Annotated in this window: 17 protein-coding genes; 1 reads left to right on the top strand and 16 read right to left on the bottom strand. The window is 39.9% G+C overall.

From position 1 onward, the window contains the following. Positions 1–62: 62 nt before the first annotated feature. The 15 genes from ytxC to ACE1TH_RS02025 all read right to left on the bottom strand — a co-directional run bounded on the left by ytxC (position 63) and on the right by ACE1TH_RS02025 (position 15,550). A complete protein-coding gene (gene ytxC / locus ACE1TH_RS02095; RefSeq protein WP_099301468.1) occupies positions 63–929 on the bottom strand; it encodes a sporulation protein YtxC in 867 nt (288 codons plus the stop codon). Between the two features lie 139 nt (positions 930–1,068). Next, positions 1,069–2,181: a cyclic dehypoxanthinyl futalosine synthase gene (mqnC, locus tag ACE1TH_RS02090; protein WP_099301469.1), complete on the bottom strand. Its 1,113-nt coding sequence runs from the start codon at positions 2,179–2,181 to the stop codon at positions 1,069–1,071. A 120-nt stretch (positions 2,182–2,301) separates the two neighbouring features. After that, complete coding sequence (dnaI, locus tag ACE1TH_RS02085) at positions 2,302–3,228, bottom strand: primosomal protein DnaI (RefSeq protein WP_099301470.1); 927 nt, start codon at positions 3,226–3,228, stop codon at positions 2,302–2,304. Continuing rightward, positions 3,229–4,644: a replication initiation and membrane attachment family protein gene (locus ACE1TH_RS02080; RefSeq protein WP_375078292.1), complete on the bottom strand. Its 1,416-nt coding sequence runs from the start codon at positions 4,642–4,644 to the stop codon at positions 3,229–3,231. A 55-nt stretch (positions 4,645–4,699) separates the two neighbouring features. Beyond that, positions 4,700–5,155 (bottom strand): transcriptional regulator NrdR, encoded by a 456-nt coding sequence (gene nrdR, locus ACE1TH_RS02075; protein WP_099301472.1) that lies wholly within the window; start codon positions 5,153–5,155, stop codon positions 4,700–4,702. Positions 5,156–5,229: 74 nt separating this feature from the next. Continuing rightward, a complete protein-coding gene (locus ACE1TH_RS02070; RefSeq protein WP_255301132.1) occupies positions 5,230–5,640 on the bottom strand; it encodes a DUF1499 domain-containing protein in 411 nt (136 codons plus the stop codon). A gap of 123 nt (positions 5,641–5,763) precedes the next feature. Next, a complete protein-coding gene (gene speD / locus ACE1TH_RS02065) occupies positions 5,764–6,156 on the bottom strand; it encodes an adenosylmethionine decarboxylase (protein WP_099301473.1) in 393 nt (130 codons plus the stop codon). A 206-nt stretch (positions 6,157–6,362) separates the two neighbouring features. Beyond that, positions 6,363–7,394: a glyceraldehyde-3-phosphate dehydrogenase gene (locus tag ACE1TH_RS02060; RefSeq protein ID WP_099301474.1), complete on the bottom strand. Its 1,032-nt coding sequence runs from the start codon at positions 7,392–7,394 to the stop codon at positions 6,363–6,365. Positions 7,395–7,553: 159 nt separating this feature from the next. Beyond that, entirely contained in the window at positions 7,554–8,144 is a 591-nt protein-coding gene (coaE, locus tag ACE1TH_RS02055) for a dephospho-CoA kinase (RefSeq protein ID WP_375078291.1), read from the bottom strand. Between the two features lie 16 nt (positions 8,145–8,160). Beyond that, positions 8,161–8,784 (bottom strand): sporulation membrane protein YtaF, encoded by a 624-nt coding sequence (gene ytaF, locus ACE1TH_RS02050; protein WP_255223607.1) that lies wholly within the window; start codon positions 8,782–8,784, stop codon positions 8,161–8,163. 58 nt (positions 8,785–8,842) lie between these two features. Beyond that, a complete protein-coding gene (mutM, locus tag ACE1TH_RS02045; protein WP_375078290.1) occupies positions 8,843–9,667 on the bottom strand; it encodes a DNA-formamidopyrimidine glycosylase in 825 nt (274 codons plus the stop codon). Positions 9,668–9,681: 14 nt separating this feature from the next. Continuing rightward, a complete protein-coding gene (gene polA / locus ACE1TH_RS02040; RefSeq protein WP_375078289.1) occupies positions 9,682–12,309 on the bottom strand; it encodes a DNA polymerase I in 2,628 nt (875 codons plus the stop codon). 221 nt (positions 12,310–12,530) lie between these two features. Further along, positions 12,531–14,294 carry a two-component system histidine kinase PnpS gene (pnpS, locus tag ACE1TH_RS02035; RefSeq protein ID WP_099301478.1) on the bottom strand — a complete coding sequence of 588 codons (1,764 nt, stop codon included), beginning with the start codon at positions 14,292–14,294 and terminating at the stop codon, positions 12,531–12,533. Further along, entirely contained in the window at positions 14,287–15,006 is a 720-nt protein-coding gene (locus ACE1TH_RS02030) for a response regulator transcription factor (RefSeq protein WP_099301479.1), read from the bottom strand. Before ACE1TH_RS02030 ends, pnpS begins: the two co-directional genes overlap by 8 nt. Before the next feature lie 100 nt (positions 15,007–15,106). After that, positions 15,107–15,550: an Lrp/AsnC family transcriptional regulator gene (locus tag ACE1TH_RS02025; protein WP_099301480.1), complete on the bottom strand. Its 444-nt coding sequence runs from the start codon at positions 15,548–15,550 to the stop codon at positions 15,107–15,109. Between the two features lie 149 nt (positions 15,551–15,699). On the opposite strand from ACE1TH_RS02025, the gene ACE1TH_RS02020 reads away from it, so the two are divergent. Then, complete coding sequence (locus ACE1TH_RS02020; RefSeq protein WP_375078288.1) at positions 15,700–16,317, top strand: YitT family protein; 618 nt, start codon at positions 15,700–15,702, stop codon at positions 16,315–16,317. Positions 16,318–16,360: 43 nt separating this feature from the next. Here ACE1TH_RS02020 and mdh read toward each other — a convergent pair whose 3' ends face one another. Next, complete coding sequence (gene mdh / locus ACE1TH_RS02015) at positions 16,361–17,305, bottom strand: malate dehydrogenase (protein ID WP_099301481.1); 945 nt, start codon at positions 17,303–17,305, stop codon at positions 16,361–16,363. Between the last annotated feature and the right edge of the window lie 27 nt (positions 17,306–17,332).

The raw sequence follows: 17,332 nt of genomic DNA, 5'->3' as shown, positions 1-17,332 counted from the left end.
CTTTTTTCTTATTATAACTAGATCGTCCTACCGATTGCAAGTCTAATTTAGGTTCATTGCTACTAAACAGGATCGAGCGTTGTTGAAACATATCGTTCGAGCGGATAAATTTTCAATCGTTCTTGATAGATGGTTTGAATAAGCAAAATGGTGTGGTGGTCCGGTTGTTTTGTGAAAACGTAGATGTATTCAGGGGACATTTCAATTAGTGATAAAATAAGTTGTTCCATCTTCCCTACGAACGCATCATTTTCAAGCGATTCCGTAATGTAAAACTGGCACTCGTCTGCTGTTAACTCTCGAAAATAGTCATCATAAATTCGAAACGTTTCATTATGTACTAAATAAATAACAGATCGTTTCGTCTTTTGTAACGCGACAGTTTGGCGAATCGCATCAACCGTGGTTTGATGCTCTTGCTCTGAGCAATATTCATCAATTGCTAGCTCAATACAATCCATTAAGAATTCCGTGTATTCTTTTATTCGAAAGGTAAGAAAGGCTTCATAATAAAGCGGCTCTTCAGACAGCAGTTGTTGAAAAAACGCTTTGTACAACGCTCTACAACGATTACTCGCAAGCTGCTTACAAAGTAAGTCCTCCCGATCCCCGTTCAAGATTGATTGTGCAATGGCAACAATTTGTTTGCGCTCTTCTTCACACGATTCGTAACTCTCACTTGCTACCTCCGTTAACCAACCTGATTCATACGTTGCCAAAACATCTTCTGTTAACAGAGCCGCCAGAAAACATTGATAGGACTCTGTGAGATCCGGGTCTTTCTCTATAAAGGACAGAACCATTTTATTTTCTTCACTCTGTTCAACCGTCGCCTCTAATCCAAGTTTCATTAATTCCCCCATTGATTGAGCCATCTTCATATAAAGCCTTTGACGACTTTTTTCTTCTTTAACATAAATGGCAAGCAAACTTGAGTCCCCCTAACTATTCCAACTACGTTTGCACGTATCCTTCACCTACTCTTAACTTATGTGAAAATAAACAAAACATGCCACTACAAAAAAATACTCTCAAGCGTGTGCGCTCAAGAGTATTTTAAGAGGTTTATTAATTTTGCATGACGAAATCTTTATCAACCTTTTCGTCCCCTTCAAATCGATGAAGGACGTCGTACTTCGTATTACGTTGAGCTGGAATTTTCCCTGCTTCGCGTATTAGTTTTAACGTTAAGTTGGAATTCACTTTGTGGGTTGTATTTGCTGCTGAAACAACGTTTTCTTCCATCATTGTGCTTCCAAAATCATTGCATCCAAAGTGAAGCGATTTTTTCCCTACTTCGGGCCCCATCGTTACCCATGAAGATTGGAAATTGGCAATGTTATCAAGGAAGATTCGTGAAATCGCAACGTTCTTTAAGTAATCTTCAGGCGTCAATTTCTCTAAACGCTTTAACCCTGTATTTTCTGGTTGAAGCAACCAAGAAATAAATGCTGTAAAGCAGCCTGTTTCGTCTTGTGCATCGCGAACACGCTGTAAATGAAGCGCTCGCTCTTCAAACGATTCTCCAAATCCAATGACCATTGTTGCCGAACCAAACATGCCGACCTTTTTCGCTGCTTTCATCGCTTCAAGCCACTGATCCGCTGTTACTTTTAAACGGCTTACGCGCATTCTCGTTTCTTCCGTTAGAATTTCCGCGCCTCCACCAGGCATTGAATCTAAGCCGGCTTCATGCAGTTCACGTAACACATCCTCCACAGTCATATCCATGACGTCGGCTATCTTCCAAATTTCAGCCGGTGAGAAGGAATGCATCCAAATGTTTGGAAACCGTTCTTTAATTCCTTTTAACAGATCTGTATAATAATCAAGTTTTAAATTCGGGTTGGTACCACCTTGCATCAAGATTTCTGTACCACCAACATCTTCCGTTTCTTTGATCTTTTGAAAAATCACCTCATCATCAAGAACATAGCCATCCTTATGATTCGGAGGACGATAAAACGCACAAAATGAACAATATGTATCACAGAAATTTGTATAATTGACGTTTCGTCCAATGACAAATGTTGTGACAGGCTCAGGGTGCCATTGTTTCATAATTGTGTCTGCCGCTCGGCCTAGTTTATCTAAATCATCACATTTATATAGTTCTACAGCGTCTGCCATAGATATGCGCTCACCATTTACAGCTCTTTCTAAAATCGCATCTACACTCATTCTTGTACCCCCAAGCACAAATAGTCTAGTAGTCTCTTTAATCGTATCATAGATAATCTTAAACTTCCAATTCAATCAGCTTCATAACAGGCATAAATAAAGAAGGGATGCGCTCCCTTCTTAGCTACGCCGGTTTCTTCCTTCCACTTCCACAAACGCTGTGTAATGCTTAATTCGTTCCATGATTCGCTTTGCCTTTAACTCTTCTGTTCCACCTTTATCAGAGTAAGCAAGTTGGTTTTCTAATTCTTCATAATCATAATTTGATGTAAAAACCGTTGGCAGACGTTCAGACATTCGGTATTGAAGAATCGGTCCTAAAATTTCATCTCGTGTCCACGCTGTTGTTGTTTCTGCACCGATATCATCTAGCATTAATACAGGTGCAGTTCGAACGGCTTCAAGTTTTTCCTGAAACGTACCGTCTCCAATCGCACCTTTCATCTCTCTAAAGAAATCAGGTGTGTAAATCAAAAAGCTTTTAATTCCATTTTCTTTTAAATCATTTGCAATAGCACCTAAAAGATACGATTTCCCAACACCAAATTTGCCGTACAAATACAGACCTTCTCCATGTTCTCCAGGTTGTGCTTGTGCTGCAAACTTAATGGCTGCTGTAATCGCTTTTGTCCGCGCAGCATCTTGGTCAATATGATCAAATGTCGCTTCCAGCACATCTTTTGGAATATAAAACGACTGGATTAGCTTTTGTTGCTTACTTTTTTCTTCGTCGTCGATTTTAAGTGGACACTTTGAATACGTTAGCTCAAGACCACCTCTTTCCACATACACTGTGGGCCGATACCCTTGCATCATATTAGGACACTTTTCCAAGCCCGGGCAAGCTTCGCAGTTCTCTCGCTCTTTCTTAAATTCATAGAGCTTACTTAAACCACGATCAATCATGTCTTCGGTAACCTCATGATGTTCTTGTAAAAAGGATTGAACTGGCTTAGACGTTGTAACACGCCGCTTTTGCTCGGAAATTTGCTTTTGAAGTCGTCCATTTTTATCCATTGAAGCAAAAGCATTTTGAATGGAATCCATTTAGTACTCTCCTTTCTGCGCTCGGCGCCGATTACGTTCAGCCATTAAATCTGCAAGCTCTTGCGTATCAGCAGTGCCACTCGCTTTTTCTTTCTGACTGTTTGTATCTTTTTTCATCTCTTGCTTTTTTCCATCATTTTTTTCTTGTACCAGCCATTTCGGCAATTGATCTTGACGTTTGTTCCGCCTTCCAGAAGCGGCATTCGCTTGGCCTTCTTTCTTCTTCTGTTTATCGGTTTTCACAAGATGGATTGCATCTGGCACGGTACTAATTTTTTTCCGCTTCCAATGACCGGCAATCTTTTGCATGAAAAGCTTGGACAATTTCATATCGTTTTGGAACAAATTATAGTCAATTAAGACGTTAACAACACCCGGATTCAGCAAATAATCAACCATGAGCTCTTCAATAATCTTTAAATCTGGGGGTGAAACGACCGCTCCTTCTTGCCTTAATTCCAACAAAGTAAGAGGGGCGGTTTCTTCGTAAAATTTAACGACTCGCTCTTCTTCAGACTGGGGTTCGGCCTGAACCGTTCGCTTTGCTACAGGTTGGGTCTTTAAACCAAGCGCCGGTGCAACTGCACTACTCTCAAGTTTATACCAGTTCTGAACAGTCTTGCGAAGATTTTTCGCATCGAGTTCGTCATTTACGATGGATCGCTCCACAAGATTCGCCATTGTAAGAGGCTCAATTTGATAAACAAATGCGAGTTTTTCAATGAGCTGCATTCGTTCTTTTGTCAGCACATCTTTTGGAACAACGTAGCTTGATAACGATTGTTTCATTAAATCAAAATCAAATGTATGAAAAGACAATCCTTGCTTCTTGTCTTTTCCTATCGTGTCCAGATGGTCATGTTCTGCATCACCTTGTCGATTCATCAAAGCCGGTTGCATCTCTGAGTGTTGGAAGGATGCGAATACATCAGAAAACGCTACCGTTACTTCTTCAAACGCGTCACTCTCTATTTGCTTTAAGCTAAATCGTTCTTTAATCCCTCGATACCCATTTTTCCCTAATTTATTGTAAAGAAACACACTTAGCACATCATCATTAAAAAATTGATGCGGCTTCATCGGTGGTTGGATCTCATATATAAAAGCACGCTTTGATGATGATTTTCGTTGATACGTTCTCATTAAATCGATGGCTTCTAGTTTTTTACGTGCTTCAAGCAAATCCGACATCGATAGTCCGACCATTAAACTTAAATGTTGATGGGTATGAAAATCACCTTCATAGACTCCATTTGGCAACTGTGCAACTAGACTTTTAAAGAGACCAACGGCATCTGTTCCAATTAAAGGTTGATAAAGTAAGGTGAGCACATGAGCGTCCACCTCCGTAATAAAGTCCGCTAGCCTTATACAATAGGAGTCAACTGGTAAAACGTCTTTCCAGTGTCCAGACACATTCTTTCCTCCTAGCGAAAAAAAGAGCTTAAGCGCAGCTTCGCTTTAGCTCCTTTTATCCTTTGTTCATTAAATCTGTTAGTTCTTTAATAAAAACATTAATATCTTTAAATTGCCTATAGACAGATGCAAATCTTACATAAGCAACATCATCGATTTCTGCCAAATACCCCATAACGAGTTCCCCAACATCTTCACTTTGAACTTCTTTCTTGCCGTCATCACGCAAGTGTCTTTCTACGTTTAAGACGATGTCTTCTAGTGTTTCAATTGGAACCGGGCGTTTTTCACACGCGCGCACGAGTCCTCTAAGAATTTTTTCTTTACTAAACTCTTCACGCATCCCGTCTTTTTTTATGACAAGTAAAGGCGTCTCCTCAACCGTTTCAAAGGTTGTAAAACGCTGCATACATTGTTCACATTCTCGTCTTCGTTTGATGGATCGACTTTCGTCACTTGGTCTTGAATCTAGTACCCGTGTACCATTATGGTGACATTTGGGACAGCGCATCTCATCATCTCCATTTGCGACCTATACACTCATTTTAGTCTATCATAGTAAAAAAAACTCGTTCTGGCAAGAGGTTAAAGCAATTCACTTCCAAGCGCAGATCCGATATAAGTCAGCGTGTTATCTAAATCACGATACAATGAAAGAGTCAGTTTTCTACTACTTCCAAAATCACTTGGAAGGGCTGTATCTGTCGCGCATGAAAAATCAACAGCCGTACGAAACGGTTTGACGGTGATCACAGAGACAACAATTAGCACTTTTTTTCCTTTAGCTGATTGCGCAACGATTTCACCACGTTCCTCTTCGCTTCGCTTTATTAGAAAACCACGTTTTTTTAACAACTCTTCAATTGCCGTCATCGCCTTATCTTTTGTCGTTTTATAGTAGCGCGTTTGCAATTCTTTGTTTGGATGAATTTCCCCTGTTTCTGTTCTCGTACTAAATACTCGATTGAACGTATCCCGAACGCCCAAAGCCTTCATCTCCCTTTTTCACCTTTTTTCCTATCATACCACAAGTTTCTTGATGTTACGGCTTCGTTTATCTAAGTAAGCGTGCGAATCGCACAAAAAAAGTATTGCATCTGATGCAATACTTTTTATTCATTAACGAGCACTTTCACTCATTTCCATTTTCTTGTCGATTTTAATTGGACCCATTCCACGAGGAATCTCTACTACTTCGCTCGTTTTCGCACCTAACTCTTCTGCAATAAACGTAGCAGCAACGTTAGGATCAATAATTGGACCACATGTATACACATCAATACTTGCATAGCCGTGCTCTGGAAAGCTATGAATGGTTAAATGTGATTCGGAGATAATCACAACCCCACTAACACCTTGTGGAGCAAACTTATGAAACGCAACTTCTCTTACTTCTGCTCCTGCTTTCAAAGCGGCATTAACAAATACTTTTTCAATAAATTCCATGTTGTTTAATTTCTCAGTGTCACAACCCCAAAGCTCGGAAATGACATGACGACCCATTGTATCCATATCGATATCCCCCTTAATCGTTATTCGCCATGCAGCTTTTTTGCATGTAGGATCGCATTCGTACAGGGGGGAAAGTTAGTCCAAAGAGGTCCTAACCCATGCTGCAAGAAAAACGAATCCCGTAGTTAAACGAACTCACGGGATTCAGTATACTTGTTTTAAATCGTTATTGCAACCGTATTTTGTAGAAATAAAAGGAAACTCATTTACGAAGCTGAATATGCTTCTTTTTTATTGGTTAATCGTTCAGCAACATAGTTCATTAAATCAACAACGCGACATGAATATCCCCACTCATTATCATACCATGCAAGCACTTTTACTTGACGACTATTTAACACAGTCGTTGACTGACCATCGATCACTGCGGACTGCTCTTCCCCATTAAAGTCAATCGATACAAGAGGTTCACTCGTATAGCCTAAAATGCCTTTCATAGAATGGTTCGCGGCATGAACAAACGTGCTATTGATCTCGTCAACCGTGACGTCTGTTTTTAATTGCACCACAAGGTCTACAAGCGAAACATTTGGTGTCGGCACACGAAGGGCCATCCCTGTTAATTTGCCTTCAAGAGCAGGTAATACTTTGGATATAGCCGTTGCTGCACCTGTTGACGTTGGAATAATGGATTGACCGCAAGCACGAGCACGACGTAGATCTTTATGAGGGTTGTCAATATTTTTTTGGTCGTTTGTATAAGAATGAACTGTAGTCATCATTCCACTTTCAATGCCATATGTTTCTTCTAATACCTTTACTACAGGAGCAAGGCAATTCGTTGTGCATGAAGCATTTGATAAAATATCATCGCTATCCTTGTAATCGCTTTCGTTTACGCCCATCACAATTGTGACATCTTCACCTTTAGCTGGAGCAGTAATAATGACTTTTTTTGCGCCAGCTTCTAAATGATAGCCAGCTGTTTCTCGCGTTTTAAATTTACCAGTCGCTTCGATGACGATATCAATTTTCAGATCGGACCATGGCAATAATTTAGGGTCTCTTTCTGCTAGTAAAACGATTTCATTTCCATTCACAAACAATTTCCCGTCTTGAGCAAATACTTCTCCCATAAACGGACCGTGAACCGTATCGTATTTTATAAGATGCGCCAACGTTTCCGCTGGATAAGAGGCGTTAATTGCTTTAATCGTTACGTTGCCTTCCATGAATGCTTTTCGAAATACCATTCTTCCAATTCTTCCAAAACCATTGATCGCTATGTTTGTCTTCATCTGGATTTCATCCTCTCGGTCTGAAATGTGTTATATTTTTTATTAGTATTCTATGAATTAGTATAACATAAATGAACCTGATAACTCCATTATTTTCGTAAAATAAGAAAAAGAGGCGTACATGATGGTTCATTCATGTAGCCTCTTACGCTTTTTTTATTATTGTTGAAGTTCGCGTAGCAGCTGATCAATTTGTTGAGCTGTCTCTTGCTTTGTGCCTGAGTTCTTGATGACTTGATCACCGTATTGGATTTTTTGATCTAACGGAATTTGCGCGCGAATTCGCTGTAACGCTTCTTCTCTCGTTGATCCATCCCGTTCCATAAGTCGTGTTAATTGCGTTTCTTCATCTACATAAACGATCCAAACTTGGTCAACTAAATGAAAGAGATGACTCTCAACTAAAAGTGGAATATCAAAAATAATCGTGTCGTAGCCTTCTTCTTTATATGCCGCTGCATCATGTAACATTTTTTCTCTGACCGCTGGGTGAACGATTCGATTTAATTGATTCCGCTTTTCTTCACTTGCAAACACAATCGAGCCTAGAGCTTTTCGATCCAAATGACCATCTGTTTGTAAAATCTTTTCACCAAATTGATTCACAATCTGTTCAAGCGCAGGTGTTCCCGGTTCTACAACCTGTCTCGCTATTTTATCCGCATCAATGATAGGAAGACCTTTTTCAGAAAGGTATGTTGAAACGAAAGATTTTCCACTTGCAATTCCACCAGTTAAGCCAATATTCAAGACGCTTACCCCTCCACTACAGCTTCAATAGCCCAATAAGTATAAGTAAAATGCCTGGAAGAAACGATAATCGTTTTACCCACTTCACATGAGCAAGACGGTGTCCCCCAACCATCCCTAATAATACAAACATTACACTAAGAAAAGCAACTGATAGTGCCAGCCCAAGAGGAGAAAAACCCATTAATGCAGCAGCAATCCCAGCACCAAATGCGTCTAAAGAAAGTGCTAAACCGAGTAGAAGTGCTTCACGCCCTGTTACAGTTCCTGATGAATCCATGTCGGCTTTTTCTGGATCTCGTAAAATATGAATGACAAACCCAAACATCTTGATCGTAAAATCAACTTCTTGTTTTTGTTGCTTCTGTACATGTTCTTTTTGAGGTCGATACGACTCGAACACTGCCCAAGCTCCAATGCCAATTAAGATAAAAGCACCGAGCATTTCCGCTGCTGACACAGAAATCAGCTGCGCGAGGGTGGTCCCTACACTCATCGCAATTAAAATCGAGATACCAGAACATAAACCGATAAAAACGAGCGAATGCCAAGGAATCTTAATTTTTCGCATGCCGTATGTTAAGCCAACACCAAAACTATCTAAACTTAATGCCATAGCTAAAACAATTAAGGACGACAAAAAAACCCTCCTTACTATTCCATCTTTGAAATAGTATATGGAGGGGACAGCATGAGTGTTAATGTTGACAAAGTGGACAAAAATGAGTACCTCGACCACCTACAACCGTCTTTACAATCGGCGTTCCACAATGATGACAAGGTTGATCTTTCCGCCCGTACACATGAAGACTTTGCTGAAACATGCCCATCTCACCTTGGCCATTCACGTACGATTTAATGGAGCTTCCTCCAGCATCAACCGCTTCTTGCAACGTATCGATAATGGCTCGATGCAACACCGTCATCTCTTCCGCTGTTATGGATGAAGCAAGACGCTCCGGTTGAATCGCCGCACGGAATAACGCCTCGTCTACATAGATATTTCCTAAACCTACAACCGTTTTTTGGTCAAGTAGCGCCGTTTTAATTGTTCGTTTAGATTGCTCATAAGCCGTTTGTAACAATTCGACTGTAAATTGTTCTGAAAAAGGTTCAACTCCAAGCTGTAAGAGCGGAAGCATCGTTTCCTCTGTTCCATTTTGAAACAAATGCATCGTCCCAAACTTTCGCACATCGGCATAGCGTAATTCTGTGTAATCGTCAAAATGAAAGATGACGTGCGTATGCTTGTCAACATCTTGGTCAGATTTATATAATCCATAGCGTCCTTCCATGCGTAAATGAGAAACGAGCACAAAATCAGTTAGTTCAAACAGTAAAAATTTTCCTCGTCGCCGAACATCATGAATTGTCTGCCCAACGATTTGCCGCATAAATACTTGGGCATCATCAGGTTCCTTAATCATTTTCGGCCAATGAATCGTGACTTGTTGAATCGTTTTGTGACGAACGAGTTCGAGTAACGTTCGCCTTACAGTTTCCACCTCAGGTAATTCAGGCACAACTCTTCTCCTCCTTATTTTGCGTCATACCAAGAAGGACCGCTCGACACATCGACTTGCAACGGCACATCTAGCTCGAGAGCATTCTCCATTACCTTTGTGACTAAATCCTTTAGCGCTTGTTCGTCCTTTTTAACTACCTCAAAAATTAATTCATCGTGTACCTGCAAGAGCATGGTCGCTTCAATAGAAGAGTTTTCAAGCTCTTCGCTCATCTGAACCATCGCTTGTTTAATAATGTCCGCGGCCGTCCCTTGGATCGGCGTGTTCATCGCTGTACGTTCTGCAAAACTTCTTTGATTAAAATTGCTACTTGAAAGTTCTGGAAGATAACGTCTTCTCGCTAACATCGTTTGCACGTAACCCATTTTTTTAGCTTCTTTCACAACGTTTTCCATATAGGCTTTAACGTCTGGATAACTAGCTAAGTAACGGTCAATAAATTCTTTTGCTTCTTTTCGTGTAATACCGAGATTCTGCGATAACCCGTAATCACTAATCCCGTAAACAATGCCAAAGTTAACCGCTTTTGCACTTCTTCTCATCTGGTCTGTTACGTTCTCTTCATCAACATGGAAAACATCCATTGCTGTTTTTGTATGAATATCCATGTTTTTCAAAAAAGCTTCTTTCATTCGTTCATCACCAGAAATATGGGCTAGCACCCGTAGTTCAATTTGAGAATAGTCGGCAGAGACGATGGCACAATCGTCTTTCGATGGTACAAACGCTTTACGAATTTTCCTACCTTCTTCAAGTCTAATCGGGATGTTTTGTAAATTCGGATCAGTAGAAGACAATCGACCCGTTTGTGTTAATGCTTGATTAAATCGTGTATGGACTTTACCTGTCTTTTCATCAGCTACTTTTAATAATCCTTCAATATAGGTTGAGTGGAGCTTGCCCAGCTGTCGATACAACAAAATATGCTCAATAATCGGATGCGCACCGGCAAGTTTCTCAAGGACGTCCGCACTCGTCGAATAACCTGTCTTCGTTTTCTTCACAGGAGGAAGCCCAAGTGTTTCAAACAATACTTGTCCAAGTTGCTTCGGCGAATTTATATTAAACGACTCGCCCGCTTCTTTGTGAATCGCTTGTTCCAACGTTTCTAAACGCTTCAATAAGTCCTCGCCCATATGTTGTAGCTGTTCTCGATCAACTTTTATTCCTTCTCGTTCCATTCTCCCTAATACGATAGAAAGAGGCATTTCCAGCTCGGCAAATAGCGAATACTGTTCATTTTGCTTTAATTCGTCTTCAAGGGTATCTTTTAACACAAACATTGCATTCGCTTTGCGCGCCAAGTGCTCAGCCAATTTTTCTTCTTCGGGAACAGCTTGTTTAGCGCCCTTTCCATACACCGTCTCATCTTCTTGCACACGCACTGCTCCTTTTCGGGAAGCAATATCACTAATTTCATGAGAAGACAAGGATGGATCAAGTAAATAAGACGCCATTTGTAAATCAAATGCTACACCGTTCAATTCAATAGCCTGCCATGCTAAAGCGACTACAGCTCGTTTGGCATCAAATAAGTATTTTTCTTTCTGTTCATCCGCCATGAATGATTGAAACGCTTCAGATTCGACTGCAACCGAAGTTGGAATAAAGAAGCTACCGTTTTCATTGGTCAATCCTAACCCAATAATCTCAGACTGATGATAATTTTCTCCTAAAATCTCAACGACTAGAGCTGAAGGGCTGACAAGGTGATCAGAAGTGACATCTGTAACAATGTCGTATTTGAAGTCGTCTAATACCTCTTCTTGCTCCTCTTCATCTGCTCCAATCCGATTTAATAAAGATTGAAAGGAATACGATTTAAACAATTCTTTCACTTGATTATAATCATAGCCATTATAAAGTAATTCATTTAAAGGAGTATCTAACGGGACTTCCGTCATAATCGTCGCTAGTTTTTTACTTAAAATCGCTTGTTCTTTATTCTCTTCTAATCGCTCTTTTAATTTTTTTCCGGAAACTTGATCAATCGATTCTAAAACGGTTTCTACATTTGAAAACTGCGCTAACAGTTTTAAAGCCGTTTTTTCTCCTACACCTGGAACACCTGGAATATTATCAGAAGTATCGCCCATTAATCCTTTTAAATCGATGATTTGCTTTGGTTTTAATCCATAGCGCTCATCAATTTTTTGTTCATTATAGCGATCGACTTCCGTAATTCCTTTCCGTGTCAAAACAACTTCAATATGATCATCTACAAGCTGAAGCAAATCTTTATCGCCTGTTATAACGACAACCTCGTAGCCTTCTTTTGCAGCCTCAACCGCTTGAGTCCCAATAATATCATCTGCTTCATAGTCTTTCGCTTCATAACGCTTAATTGAAAATGCGTCCAAAAGTTGGTGAATCATCGGAATTTGACCAGAAAGCTCCGAGGGGGTTTTTTGGCGCGTCCCTTTATACTCTGCGTATGTTTTATGACGAAATGTTGATTTACCAGCATCAAATGCGACAAGAAGATGGGTAGGTTTTTCGTCTTCCAATACCTTTAAAAGCATTGTCGTAAAGCCATAAACGGCATTCGTGTATTCACCTTTATCGTTGCTCAATAATGGCAATGCAAAAAAAGCACGATATGCAATACTATTGCCATCAATTAGAACTAATTTTTTCAAACGGGATCTTCCCCTTCCTGACTTAACATGTATCGGTATTGTACCATACTCATAAATAAAAAAGAAAACAGATGGGAACGAGCGTACGTAAAAAAAAGACAAGAGCAGATGCTCTTGCCATCAAAGTCGACCGACAGAGGATTATCGATCTGGATAAGACCGTTCTCCTATAGTGTAAGCGACCTATATGAAGTTCATTTAAACAATGTGTAAAGATCTTGTTAAGCTTGTTTTTTAGGGAAGATCACTTTAAAGGTAGACCCTTCGCCTTCTTCACTTTCTACTTCTAGTTTCGCTTGATGCGCTTCAGCTAAATGTTTGACAATAGCTAAGCCAAGGCCGGTCCCGCCTGAATTACGACTTCTTGCTCGGTCAACTCGGTAGAACCGTTCAAAAATACGCAGCTTTTCAGGCGTACTAATACCGATGCCCGTATCCTGCACATGCAATTCAACGTCATTTTCTTTTTCAATGAGATGAATAGCGACAGAGCCCTTTGATTGAGTATACGCGATTGCATTCGTGACTAAGTTTAAAATAATTTGCTTTAAACGTTGGGCATCCCCTTCTATTACCGATTTTCCAGTTTCGGTTACCCTTAGCGTCATCTCTTTTTCATCTACTTTACTCGCTAGCAACGTCACGACTTCATCAGAAATTTCCTTCAATGAAATGCTTTCTAGATGAAGTAAAAATTGAGCATTTTCTATTTTCGATAGTTCAAGTAAATCCATAATAAGTGATTGAAGTCGGTCACTTTCTTTCCAAATAATTTCTGAAAATTGCATCGACAATTCTCGATCATTTAACGCACCGTCAATCAGCGTTTCCGCAAACCCTTTAATCGAAGTTACAGGCGTTTTTAATTCATGCGAAACATTGGCAACAAAGTCTTTTCGGATTTGTTCGAGTTTCTTTTGTTCTGTAATATCATGAAGAACAATCGTCACCCCTCTTAATCGACTAGCGTTAGTGACAACAGGCGCCCCGTACACGTCGTATACTTTTGTGAAAAAATGATCTGTCCATTCGATTTGACCCCGTTGCTTATTTTCTGTCATATAAATGGTTTGAATGAATTTGCTTAATTCTTCACTCGGTACGACTTCATAATAAGGTTTTCCTGTAATGCTTGAAGCCTCTACATTAAAAACTTGTTCGGTGGTTCGATTAATTAACTCCACATCCCCACGAACATTAATAAAGAGGAGCGCACTTCCCATATGATCAATCAACGCTGCCATCTGTTCTTGTTGTACTTGGTGACGTCTAGAGAGTTGTTCTAGATTATAAGCGAGAATATTAATGGATCGACCAAGTCGACCTAATTCCTTGTGCTGATCTTCAAATGTTCTCGTCTTATAGTCACCTTCAGCTAATCGTATTGCTGCATTTGTCGCATGATCAATCGGACGTATAATTTGTTTCGTAATTCGGCTCACAAGGAGAAAAAGGATTAAAAATGCTAAAATAAAGCTTACTGAAATGACGAGCCAAACAGTATGATTGATTTGATTCAAGGACTCAACAGACAGTCCAATTCTGACGTAGCCTAAAAGCTCATCCGCTTCATAAAGAGGTTGCGCATAATAAAGCAAATCTTCCCCTATCGTCTCGCTATAGCGAAGCTCAACATCGTCATCTGCTAAAGCTCGTACAATTTCTGGTCGATTTAAATGATTTTCCATTTGTGCTGGGTTTGCCCATGAATCTCCAAACACCGTTCCATCAGCGGCTATAATTGTTAAACGCCCTTCAAAAATTTCCCCAGCTTTCGTCGCGATTTCCTGCGCCTCTTCTTGTTCAGGGAAACCATTTTCCGCTACCGTCCAAGTTGCTAAAGCTGTTTCATTTTTCATACGTTCTTCAACGAAGTTAACATATTGCTCGTTTGACCACGCCCCTAACGTTAAACCTAAAGCTAACAGAACGAAGGTAACGACGAGCATTATACTAACAATAAACCGATTTTTTACGTTATTCATTTAGAATGGGTTCTTCCAATTTATAGCCAAGCCCTCGAATCGTTTTAATATAGACCGGTTTTTTTGGATTGGGTTCAATCTTTTCACGTAAATGGCTAATATGGACATCAACAATTCGTGTATCACCAACAAATTCATAGTTCCATACAGCATTTAAAAGCTGATCTCTTGTCAGCACTCGACCTTTATTTTCGGATAAATAAACAAGTAATTCAAATTCTTTCGGCGTTAATGTTAACAATTCTTGCTTAACATACACCTCGTAATTATCAGGATAAATGGTGAGATCTTTAATGACACGCCCTTTTCCTTTTACCGCTACTTCCTCTCTGGAAGCTTGGGTTTGCTCTACTCTCCGCAAAATGGCACGAACTCTCGCCGATACTTCGCGAGGAGAAAAAGGTTTTGTCATGTAATCATCTGCACCTAATTCCAACCCGAGGACTTTATCAAATTCATCATCTTTGGCCGTAAGCATAAGAATAGGTACAAAAATATGTTCCTGTCTCAAATTTCGACATACATCCATCCCATCCATACTCGGAAGCATAAGATCTAACACAATTAAATCAAACGGAACCTCTTTTGCTCGTTCAAACCCAGCTAGACCATCTAGCCTCGTTTCCACTTCAAAACCAGCCTGTTCTAAGTTGTACTTTAATAAAGTGGAAATGGATGGTTCATCATCGACTACTAAAATGCGCTTTGCCATATAGGTAGTTGACACTCCTTTATCTATTGTTTGAACGATCTTATCTTATGTTTTCTCTTCTCTCTATTCTTCCTTAGTATAGCAAAAATATGAAATAGTGCTATTCCTTTATGTCAGGAAGAATCGTCCGATATGGCACAGGCGAGTTTAATACAGTAGAAGTATTGATCGTTCCGTAAGGGATTAATCGATCAATTAGCGCACGCATATTGTTCACGTCCGAAACAGCAGCTTTTAAGAAATAACTTACTTCTCCAGTAACACGATGGCATTCAATAATATCTTTCTCTTCTTTTATAATCTGTTCAAAATCAGATAAAGAGACTTTTAAACCGCTCACTTGAATTAAAAGAAGAATATCCTTGCCAATTTCTTTTAACGAAACTCTTGTTGTGAACCCTTGAATAACGCCTTTTTCTTGAAGACGGACAAGTCTTTCAGACATACTTGGTCGACTTAACGCTAATTCCTTTGATAATTCACTAATCGTCATTCTTCCATTGTCTTGTAGCAATTTAAGGATATCGCAATCCATTCTATCCATAAAAAAAGATCACCTTTTTCATTTTGTACAAATAATTTATCATTTCCCTTCATTTATTAAACCACATTTTAGAAGATCCTACTAGTTGTTATACAAAAGTCGGTCATTGTTATATAAAATTAAGATAATAACAACATGAAGGTGATTACATGAACTTTATTCGAAAGATGGCATCCATTTTGGCTGGCTGCTTTATCGTTGCACTTGGTGTACTCTTACTGCGCCACGCTGGACTTGTTACTGGAGGTACGGCAGGATTAACGTTAACGCTCTCCTATTTAATTAGCCTCCCCTTTTCTCTCTTGTTTTTCCTAGTAAACATCCCGTTTTATATTTTCTCGTTCATGCGAATGGGCTTATCCTTCACCATCATTACAGCGCTGTCGGTTACATTGTTATCACTTCTAACAGCTGTAGATACGTTTTTGCCTAGTTTCACGATCCCCATGTTCGCAGGTGCAGTATTTGGTGGATTATCTATCGGCTTAGGGTTAACGCTACTCTTTAAAAATCAAGCGTCTCTCGGTGGCGCAAACATCTTAGCTTTGTTTCTACAGAAAAAAGCGGGCATTGATCCTGGAAAAACAAATTTTATCTTTGACGCTACAGTTGTCTTGCTTAGCTTCCTCGTTATTGGGGTTATACCTGGCTTGCTTTCTATTTTATCAATTGTGATTACATCGAAAGTCATTAGCCTATTTAAAAACAGCTTCGTTAAAAACGAGAAAACCGTAAAGGTTAAAAAGCCGGCTGTCGCTAGAGCCTAACCATAAGAAAAACAAAAAAGCCTCTATAGAGGCTTTTTTGTTTTTATGCGGTTGGTAAAGCACCCATAACGTTTCGAACAGAATCAGCAGATTTCTCAAGCTGACTTTGTTCGTCCGCTGTTAATTCCAGTTCAATCACCTTTTCGATTCCATCACCACCAAGAATGGTCGGCACACCAAGATAAAGATCCTGCTGGCCATATTCCCCTTCTAGATAAGCGATTGTAGGGATGACACGTTTCTTATCTTTTACAATGGCTTCCACCATTTGTGTTAACGATGCAGCTGGTGCATAGTAGGCACTTCCATTACCCAGTAGGCTTACAATTTCTCCGCCACCTTTACGGGTACGTTCAACAATCTCTTCAATTCGCTCTGGAGAAAGTAACGTGGAAAGCGGAACGCCTCCAGCAGCAGAATAACGAATCAATGGTACCATATCATCACCGTGACCACCGAGTACAAATCCCGTAATATCTTCTACAGAAAGGTTTAACTCTTCCGCAATGAAGGTTCTGAAGCGAGCTGTATCCAACACACCAGATTGTCCAATTACACGATTTTTTGGAAGCCCAGACTCTTTGAATACAGTATATGTCATCGCATCTGCTGGATTTGTTAAGACGATAATGTAGCAATCAGGCGAATGTTTCACAATTTCTTTTGTAACAGATTTCATGATTTTCGCATTTGTGGATACTAAATCATCGCGACTCATTCCAGGTTTACGTGCAATTCCAGCTGTAATGACAACCACATCGGAACCTTTCGTGTCAGCGTAATCCGACGTACCGGTTATGCGAGAATCGACTCCTTGTACAGGCGTTGATTCCATCATGTCTAACGCTTTCCCTTTTGTCGGACCTTCCATGTCTGGAATATCAACCAAAACAACGTCACCAAGTTCTTTTTGGGCAACCATTAATGCGGTTGTTGCTCCAGTGAATCCACTACCAATAATCGAAATTTTTCTACGTGTAATAGCCATGCTAACATCTCCTTACTCGAATTGTGG

It is taken from the genome of Shouchella sp. JSM 1781072, assembly GCF_041949915.1.
In the GTDB taxonomy this organism is placed as follows: Bacteria; Bacillota; Bacilli; order Bacillales; family Bacillaceae_D; genus Shouchella.
The sequence above is the reverse complement of the archived record's forward strand: the minus strand, read 5'-3'. Positions and strand labels throughout refer to the sequence as shown.